The sequence below is a fragment of the Pseudomonadales bacterium genome, assembly GCA_024234165.1.
Taxonomy (GTDB): Bacteria; Pseudomonadota; Gammaproteobacteria; order Pseudomonadales; family UBA5518; genus UBA5518.
Genome location: JACKOP010000005.1, coordinates 303,687 through 310,906, shown reverse-complemented (window position 1 = coordinate 310,906; position 7,220 = coordinate 303,687). Strand labels below are relative to the sequence as shown.

General features: G+C 67.6%; 12 protein-coding genes. All 12 read left to right on the top strand.

What is annotated here, in order from left to right; all coding sequences use genetic code 11:
• Positions 1-157: hypothetical protein (locus H7A12_16515; protein MCP5322386.1), on the top strand; the 157-nt coding region annotated here is incomplete at its 5' end.
• A 16-nt stretch (positions 158-173) separates the two neighbouring features.
• Positions 174-1,187 (top strand): hypothetical protein, encoded by a 1,014-nt coding sequence (locus H7A12_16510; GenBank protein ID MCP5322385.1) that lies wholly within the window; start codon positions 174-176, stop codon positions 1,185-1,187.
• Positions 1,188-1,193: 6 nt separating this feature from the next.
• Positions 1,194-2,993 (top strand): transposase family protein, encoded by a 1,800-nt coding sequence (locus tag H7A12_16505; GenBank protein MCP5322384.1) that lies wholly within the window; start codon positions 1,194-1,196, stop codon positions 2,991-2,993.
• Entirely contained in the window at positions 2,990-4,162 is a 1,173-nt protein-coding gene (locus tag H7A12_16500; GenBank protein MCP5322383.1) for an AAA family ATPase, read from the top strand. The genes H7A12_16505 and H7A12_16500 overlap by 4 nt, the downstream gene beginning before the upstream one ends.
• A gap of 31 nt (positions 4,163-4,193) precedes the next feature.
• Complete coding sequence (locus H7A12_16495; protein ID MCP5322382.1) at positions 4,194-4,547, top strand: hypothetical protein; 354 nt, start codon at positions 4,194-4,196, stop codon at positions 4,545-4,547.
• A complete protein-coding gene (locus H7A12_16490) occupies positions 4,544-4,744 on the top strand; it encodes a hypothetical protein (protein MCP5322381.1) in 201 nt (66 codons plus the stop codon). Before H7A12_16495 ends, H7A12_16490 begins: the two co-directional genes overlap by 4 nt.
• A gap of 43 nt (positions 4,745-4,787) precedes the next feature.
• Positions 4,788-5,066: a hypothetical protein gene (locus H7A12_16485; GenBank protein MCP5322380.1), complete on the top strand. Its 279-nt coding sequence runs from the start codon at positions 4,788-4,790 to the stop codon at positions 5,064-5,066.
• A complete protein-coding gene (locus H7A12_16480; GenBank protein MCP5322379.1) occupies positions 5,063-5,485 on the top strand; it encodes a hypothetical protein in 423 nt (140 codons plus the stop codon). Before H7A12_16485 ends, H7A12_16480 begins: the two co-directional genes overlap by 4 nt.
• Positions 5,485-6,102, top strand: coding sequence for a DUF3164 family protein (locus H7A12_16475; GenBank protein MCP5322378.1), 618 nt, complete (start codon positions 5,485-5,487; stop codon positions 6,100-6,102). Before H7A12_16480 ends, H7A12_16475 begins: the two co-directional genes overlap by 1 nt.
• Entirely contained in the window at positions 6,099-6,362 is a 264-nt protein-coding gene (locus H7A12_16470; protein ID MCP5322377.1) for a hypothetical protein, read from the top strand. Before H7A12_16475 ends, H7A12_16470 begins: the two co-directional genes overlap by 4 nt.
• Positions 6,359-6,829, top strand: a complete 471-nt coding sequence (locus tag H7A12_16465) for a regulatory protein GemA (GenBank protein MCP5322376.1) — start codon at positions 6,359-6,361, stop codon at positions 6,827-6,829. The genes H7A12_16470 and H7A12_16465 overlap by 4 nt, the downstream gene beginning before the upstream one ends.
• Complete coding sequence (locus tag H7A12_16460; GenBank protein ID MCP5322375.1) at positions 6,829-7,185, top strand: hypothetical protein; 357 nt, start codon at positions 6,829-6,831, stop codon at positions 7,183-7,185. The genes H7A12_16465 and H7A12_16460 overlap by 1 nt, the downstream gene beginning before the upstream one ends.
• Positions 7,186-7,220 lie beyond the last annotated feature (35 nt).

Genomic DNA, 7,220 nt, shown 5'->3' with positions numbered 1-7,220 from the left:
GGCCGATGGCCTGGTCGAGCAGAACGCGCTCGCGCCCGGTCACTGGCGCCTCGCTCCCCGCATCGTCCAGATCGCCATCGCGCACGCCAACGAGGTGGCGCGCGAGGACCGCGCACTGGCCGACTTCAAGAACCGCTACTCGCGGCAATCCGACTGACCCCAAGGAGCACCCGATGTTCAAGAAGCCCGAAGCCACCCCCGCCAAGCGCGGCCGCCAGCCCCTGCCGGCACCCGAGCCGGCCGGCCCGCAACTCGACCGCGAGCTGCTGGCGGGGCGCCAGCAGGAACTGATCGCCGCCCACGAGGCGGGGGGCATCGTGACGACCGAGACAGCTGTCGGCTGGGCCACCTCCGCGATGTATGCAGGCCGCATCCAGGCGGCGCTTGTCGCGGAAACCGTTTCCTCGAGGATCATCGCCGAGGCGTACTCGGAGATCGTGAAATCAAACAGTTACGTTGGATTGGCCTACCAAGCAGCTGACGGTACGCGGAAACACGTTTCCTCGTTGGACGAATTTTGCGAGACATTCCTGGGCAAGAGCGCCCGGCGCTGCCGTCAGATCGCCAGCAACCTCGACCTGCTCGGCGCCGACCTCTACGAAGCCGCCGAGCGCATCGGCCTGGGCCAGCGCGACTACAACGCCCTGAAGGCCCTGCCCGCCGATGACCAGGTCGTGATCCGCCAGGCGCTGGAGGCTGGTGCCGACCGCGAGGCGGTGACCGGCCAGTTGGTGACGCTCGCGGCGAAGCAGGCAAAAGAGCTGGAGGAATCGCGCGCCACCGTCGACGCGAAGGACAAGAACATCGCGCGCCTGAGCGAGCAACTGAACCGCGCCGAGGAGCGCGCCGACAAGGCCCGCCACGCATGGAAGCGCGCGACGCCTGACGAACAGCTCGAGCAGCTGCTGGAGGCGGCACGCGAGCGCGCCCAAGCCGTGCGCAATGTCATCGGGCTCGGCAGCGAGGAAGCCGGCCTGTCCGGCGCACTGATCGCGCTGGTCACACACGAAGAGCGCCATGCGCGGGACACCGTCAATGTGCGCGCCCAAGTGGGCGGCATCATCGCGGACCTCATCAACACGCTGCGGACGCTGCGCGACAGCGACGGCGTCATGGCGCCGGTGATTGACGACAAGCACAGCGCCGAGTGGTCCCCCGCCGCGGCCTGGATGAAACACGAGGACTGATCGCCCATGCAACCGAGCGCGACGCAACTCGCGGAGGCGGTGAAAGCGTTCCTGCAGGCCGGGCACGGCGGCAAGGGCGCGGTGGCCGCGCACTACGCCGAGCAGTGGCAGTGCAGCGTGCAGACCGTGTACCGGCACGTGAGCCCGCAACTGCGCCGCCTGGTGCGCGCGCCGCGGCGTCGGCGCAGCGATGCGGGCAAAACAGCGTGGGCGCTGCAGGAGCTGGAAACGCTCGCCGGGACGATGGGCGATATTCAGCGGCAGAACGCCAAGCAGCTCGGCAGCTTCGAGGCGGCGATCGAGATGATGCGCGACAACGGCGAGATCCAGGGCGAATCGATCGACCCGGAGACGGGCGAGGTGCGCCGGCTCAGCACCAGCAGCGCCGCGCGCGCGCTGCGACGCCACCGCCTGCACCCCGCGCAGCTGAACGCCCCGGCGCCGAAAGTCCAGCTCGCGAGCGAGCACCCGAACCAGGTGTGGCAGATCGACCCGAGTCTGTGCGTGCTGTACTACCTGCGCCGCGACGCCGGCGTGCACGTGATGCCGGTGGCCGAGTTCAACAAGAACAAGCCGAAGAACCTGAAGCGCATCGAGAACGACCGCGTGTGGCGCTACGTGTTCACGGACCACGCGAGCGGTGCCTTTTATGTTGAGTACGTGCTGGGGGCAGAATCCGGCGCGAATCTCTGCCGCACCTTCATCCACGCAATCCAGCGCCGCGGCCTCGCAGACCCGTTTTGCGGCGTGCCGAAGGTCGTGATGGTGGATCCCGGCAGCGCCAACACCGGCGCGCTGTTCCAGAGTCTCTGCGCGGCGCTCGGCATCGATGTCTGGGTCAACCAGCCCGGGCAGCCCTGGGCGAAGGGACAGGTGGAGAAGACCAACGACATCATCGAGCGCCTGTTCGAGTTCCGCGTGCGCTTCCAGCGCCCGGACAGCCTCGCCGAGCTGAACGCCGCCGCCTGGCACTGGATGCGTCACTACAACGCGAGCGCCAAGCACACGCGGCACGGCTCCAGCCGTTACCAGGCGTGGATGACGATCACCGCCGAGCAGCTGCGCCTTCCGCCGTCCGTCGAGGAGTGCCTGCGTCTGGCGTCGCACGCTCCAGAGCAGCGCCTGGTGAGCCCGCTGCTGCGCATCAGATTCCTCGGCCACGAGTACGACGTCTCGGGCGTGCCCGGCGTGATCGTCGGGGACAAGCTCACCGTTACCCGCAATGCATTTGGCGGCGAATACGGGGCGCGCGCGCTCTACACCAACGCCGCCGATGGCCGCGACACGTGGTTCACGCTGGAGCCGCTGACCTACGACGCCTACGGCTTTGCCACGACGGCGGTGCCGATCGGCAGTTATGCGCCGCCCGCGGACACGCCCGCGGACACGAACCGCAAGCGCGTCGAACGCCTGGTGATGGACGCGGCAACCGATGCCGAGGCGGCGGCGAACCGCAAGACGAAGGCCACGCCGTTCGGCGGGCGCATCGACCCGTACAAGTCGCTGACCGAGGCGCCGGAGATCCCGTTCGTGCCACGCCGCGGCACGCCGCTCGAGGTGGAGATCCCCGACGTGCAGGTGGCGGCGCAGTTCGCAGACCGCCCCTACCAACGCCCGGTTTACATCGCGTCCGTGCTCGGGCATGTGGAGCTGGCGCAGCGGCTGAGACGGAGCTTCCCCGGCTGGAGTGCCACGCACTACGCGGCACTGGTCGAGGGCTGGCCGAATGGGGCTACAGAAGAAGAGATCGAGGCCATCGCGCGGCAGCTCTCGCCGCTCGCGACTCCGCGGAGGATCGGCGGATGAGCCTGCGCCTGATGTCCCTGTTGCGCGATGCGTGCACGTCCCAGCGCGCGCTGGCCCGTCACCTGGGCATCTGCCCGTCAGCGCTCGGCAGCCTGATCCATCGGCACCAGTTCCCGGTTCGCCGCAACCCGGACCAGGTGCGCGCAGCCATCACGGACTTCCTGCGCGCGCACGGCATCGACGATGCGGCGTGGGAAGTGGACGAAGACGAAGTGGAGCCGCCGGGCAGCACCCCGGCGGCTCCTGACCAACCCCGGCACGAGATGCCTACCGAGGAGATCGACGACATGTTACTGCGCAAGTACCGCCCCGACCCCGACGCGTTGCGGCATTTCAGCCTGCCGGCCGATCCGTTCGAGGATGTCCAGGACATCGCCGACGTGTTCCTGTCGGACGACATCCGCTACGTGCGCGAGGCGCTGTTCGGCACGGCGCTGCACAGCCGCTTCCTGGCCATCATCGGCGAGAGCGGTTCCGGCAAGAGCACGCTGCGCGAGGAGCTGATCGACCGGCTGCGCCGCGAGGGCCGCGATGTGCACGTGATCGAGCCGTCGGTACTGTCGATGGCTGAAACCGAGGCCAAGGGCCGCCCACTGCGCGTGCAGGACATCACCGCCGCGATCATGGCGACGGTGGCGCCGACCGCGCCGCTGAAATCGAGCCGTGAGGCGCGCGACCGCCAGCTCAAGCAGACGCTGATCGAGAGCCACCGCGCTGGGTTCAAGCACCTGGTCGTGATCGAGGAGGCGCACGCCCTCCCGACCGCGACGCTCAACCACCTGAAGCGCCTGCTCGAGATCAAGGACGGGCTGCGCAAGGTGCTGGGCATTGCGCTGCTGGGGCAGCCGGAGCTGGCGCTGAAGCTGAGCGAGGCGAACCCGCACGTGCGTGAAGTCGTGCAGCGCATCGAGATCCTGACGCTGCCGCCGCTGGACAACAACCTCGACGACTACCTGCAACATCGATTCGATCGCGCGGGCGTGCCGATGGCGCGCGTGATCGAGGCGAGCGCCATCAGTGCACTGCGCGAGCGCCTGGCCAGCAGCAAGCAGCGCGGCATGAGCCTGCTCTACCCGCAGGCCGTGCACAACGTGTTGGCCGCGGCGATGAATCTCGCCGCCCAGGTGCGCGCACCGCGGGTGACCGCGGACGTGGTACGCGGCGTTTGATCGAGCCCTGATGCAACGGGAGAACGACACCATGAGCGAGCCCTCTGCAGGCCCCTGGAGACCCGAGCCCGAAGTGCCGGGCATGACGTACAAGCAAACGCACATCCTCGCCGGCAGCGCGCCTGCCGAGGTGATCGGCGTGGCGTACGGCGGCCCGGCGAGCCGCGCCAACGCGCAGCTGTTCGGCGCCGGCCGCGTGATGCGCACCGCCCTGCAGGCCTGCGAGGTGCACTTGCTGCGCGAGATCCACGAGTACATCGGCTGCGTGACGACACCGGACGGGCACGTGATCGTCGATCTGGACGCGGAGTACCTGGGTGCGACCTGCTCGCTGCTCGCCCAGGTGGGCGCGGCGCTGGCGCAGGCGGAGGGCCGCACGCCATGAGCGCCCGCATCTACCCACACCCCACGCTGCTGCACAACCAGCAGTCGATAGCGCTCCTGGAGTCGCGCACCGGATTGCGGGCGATCTGGACGGGCCGACACGCCGAGCTGCAGGAGGCGTGCGCCTCCTCGCGCTGGTACGCCGCGCACGAGCTGGCGCTCGACTACACGGACGAGCGGCAACCTGGGAAGACATGAAGTCGTCTGCCCGGCAACTGGCCGTATACCCCGGAGAAATGCCATGCATATCGAACACATCACCCTGCAACCGCACCCGCTGGAGACATTCCGCCAGGCGCTCAATGCGCTGGTCGTTTGTGCTCCCGGCAGCCGCGGCGACATCGCCGCCCATCTGTACGACGCCGCCCGCACAACCGGCGACGGCGAGCCGCTCACACAGCCGACACCATTGCAGCGCCGGTTGTGCGAACAGTTGCTCAGCGCGATGGCCGATGAGCACTGGCTGGACGTTCCTGCACACGACGCTGCACAGGTGGAGCCGGGGAGGAAAACCGCATGAACACCGACTACAGCACCTACTGGGCTGTGCACCATGCCCACGCGCTGGAGCACTACACCGAGCAGCTGAAACGGGCGCACGCCGAGCGCGATACCGAGGCGGCCGAAGCCCAACGCCAGCGCCTGCGCGTCGACTGCGCCGAGCGCCGCGTGACTGAACTGGAGCTGCAGCTGGTCACCAACCACATGCTCCGGAATGGTGGCCGGCATGGCTCGGAATCCGCACCAATTCTGCAGATCCGTGCCGTCGGCGGCATGTGGCGGGTGCTGCACGGGCGCACGACGCTCGCATTCTGTACCAGCTATGCCCGTGCGCTGGCACGGGAAGAGGAGTTGCGAGCCGAAGGTGCGGCGGAGCGCATGGCATGGAGGAAAGAGAAGAAGCTGACTTTCAGAATAATCCACGGGAGGCGTCCCTGATGAACATCCCCGACGGTTACATGCAGAATGCCCAGGGCCACCTGGTACCCGTTGAGCAGATCGCGCCGATCGACCTCGCACGTGACGAGTTGGTGCGCGACATCGTCGCCAAGGCACGTGTGCTGCAGACTGCAATGATCCAATTCAAGAGTTGCACGACGAACGACATTGCGGCGTTCGTGCAGCTCTCGGCCGAGGCGTACGGGGCCGAACTCGGCGGCGAGAAGGGCAATGTGACGCTCAGCAGCTTCGACGGCCGCTACCGGGTGGTGCGCAGCATGTCTGACTTCATGGAGTTCGACGAGCGCCTGCAGGTGGCCAAGCAGCTGGTCGACAAGTGCATCCTGCGCTGGTCGCGCGATTCTGATAGCAAGCTGCGCGCGCTGGTGCTCGATGCGTTCCAGGTCGACAAGAAGGGCAAGGTCAACACCGGGCGTGTGCTGCGGTTGACGAAGCTCCAGATCAAGGACGACCCCGAGTGGGCGGCTGCAATGCAGGCGATCATTGACAGCGTGGGTGTTGCCAGCACGAAACCCTACATCCGTATCTACGAGCGCGTGGGCAGCAGCGACAACTGGGCTCCGGTCGCGCTCGATATCGCGGCGCTGCAGGTATGAGAGGCACGAAGTTTCCGAACATCGCCTTGTTCGCGGGCATCAATGCCTGCCGGGTCTGCCTGCTGCAGCTGAGTGCGTCCGGTTTCCACGCCACGCGCGTGCGCATCCAACCGGATTCCGTGGTCATCGAGATCACAGCACCACTGAGGGGAGTCGACCCGGTAACGGAGCGTGGGGACTACGCGTACGTGCGGTACTTCGACTGCAATGTGATATGGCGCAAGGCCACGCAAGGGGGCGAGCTAGGGGAGGAGGCATGAATCCGGCACAGCGGCGGCTCGCCGCTATCAAGGCCATCCAGGCAATGCGTCGCAGGCTCGGGCTGGATGACGATACGTACCGCGACCTGGTCGAGCGGGTTTCCCGCGCCCACGGGCCAGCCGTGCGCAGCGCTGGGGACTGCAACCAGGCGCAGCTCGATGCCGTTGCCGCCGAGTTGCGTTTGAAGCTCGGTCAGCCGGTCCCGCAGTGGAAGGGCCGGCCCAAGAACCCGCAAGCTGTGAGGCGCGCTCGCATGGCTAAGATCGAGGCGCTGCTGGCCGACCAAGGGCGTGCGTGGGAGTACGCTCACGCGCTGGCCAGGCGGATCTGCAAGGTTGAGCGGCTGGAGTTCTGTGACGGTCAGGCGCTGGGCAAGATTATCGCCGCGCTCGAGTACGATATCCGCCGGCACGCTGAGCGCAGCCGGTCCGGCTACCTCAATCCACCGAAGCCGGGCGCCGTGTGATGGACGTCACCGACACCCTCCGGCATGAGTTCCTCGCCGAGGTCGCAGAGGCTGCCCAGCGCGCGGCCCTCAGCCTCGGCGTGCCTCCCGAAGTTGCCGAGCAGATCGGCTGCGCGGTGGCGGATATGATGTGCTACGAGTACGCCGGCCTGCGCATCTACATCCCCCTCGACCAGGGCTACCGGTTGGCGCCACGCGACCGCGATATCCTCCGCCTGCTGGACGCTGGTAAAACCGCCCCGCAACTCGCACGACAGTACAGGCTCTCCGAGGAGCGGATCCGCCAGATCCGCGCGCGGCGCCACCTGCGCGACCCCGACAGTGGTCGGGGTAAGCTGTTCGACGAGCCTTCATGAGGTCCGAAGCACACCTTCAGCCGCCCTCGCCAGAC

Excerpts from the sequence above, each read along its gene's own strand:
- H7A12_16505 (MCP5322384.1), top strand. The coding sequence starts at position 1,194 with ATGCAACCGAGCGCGACGCAACTCGCGGAGGCGGTGAAAGCGTTCCTG.
- H7A12_16485 (MCP5322380.1), top strand. The coding sequence starts at position 4,788 with ATGCATATCGAACACATCACCCTGCAACCGCACCCGCTGGAGACATTC.
- H7A12_16510 (MCP5322385.1), top strand. The coding sequence starts at position 174 with ATGTTCAAGAAGCCCGAAGCCACCCCCGCCAAGCGCGGCCGCCAGCCC.
- H7A12_16500 (MCP5322383.1), top strand. The coding sequence starts at position 2,990 with ATGAGCCTGCGCCTGATGTCCCTGTTGCGCGATGCGTGCACGTCCCAG.
- H7A12_16470 (MCP5322377.1), top strand. The coding sequence starts at position 6,099 with ATGAGAGGCACGAAGTTTCCGAACATCGCCTTGTTCGCGGGCATCAAT.
- H7A12_16465 (MCP5322376.1), top strand. The coding sequence starts at position 6,359 with ATGAATCCGGCACAGCGGCGGCTCGCCGCTATCAAGGCCATCCAGGCA.
- H7A12_16475 (MCP5322378.1), top strand. The coding sequence starts at position 5,485 with ATGAACATCCCCGACGGTTACATGCAGAATGCCCAGGGCCACCTGGTA.
- H7A12_16495 (MCP5322382.1), top strand. The coding sequence starts at position 4,194 with ATGAGCGAGCCCTCTGCAGGCCCCTGGAGACCCGAGCCCGAAGTGCCG.
- H7A12_16490 (MCP5322381.1), top strand. The coding sequence starts at position 4,544 with ATGAGCGCCCGCATCTACCCACACCCCACGCTGCTGCACAACCAGCAG.
- H7A12_16480 (MCP5322379.1), top strand. The coding sequence starts at position 5,063 with ATGAACACCGACTACAGCACCTACTGGGCTGTGCACCATGCCCACGCG.
- H7A12_16460 (MCP5322375.1), top strand. The coding sequence starts at position 6,829 with ATGGACGTCACCGACACCCTCCGGCATGAGTTCCTCGCCGAGGTCGCA.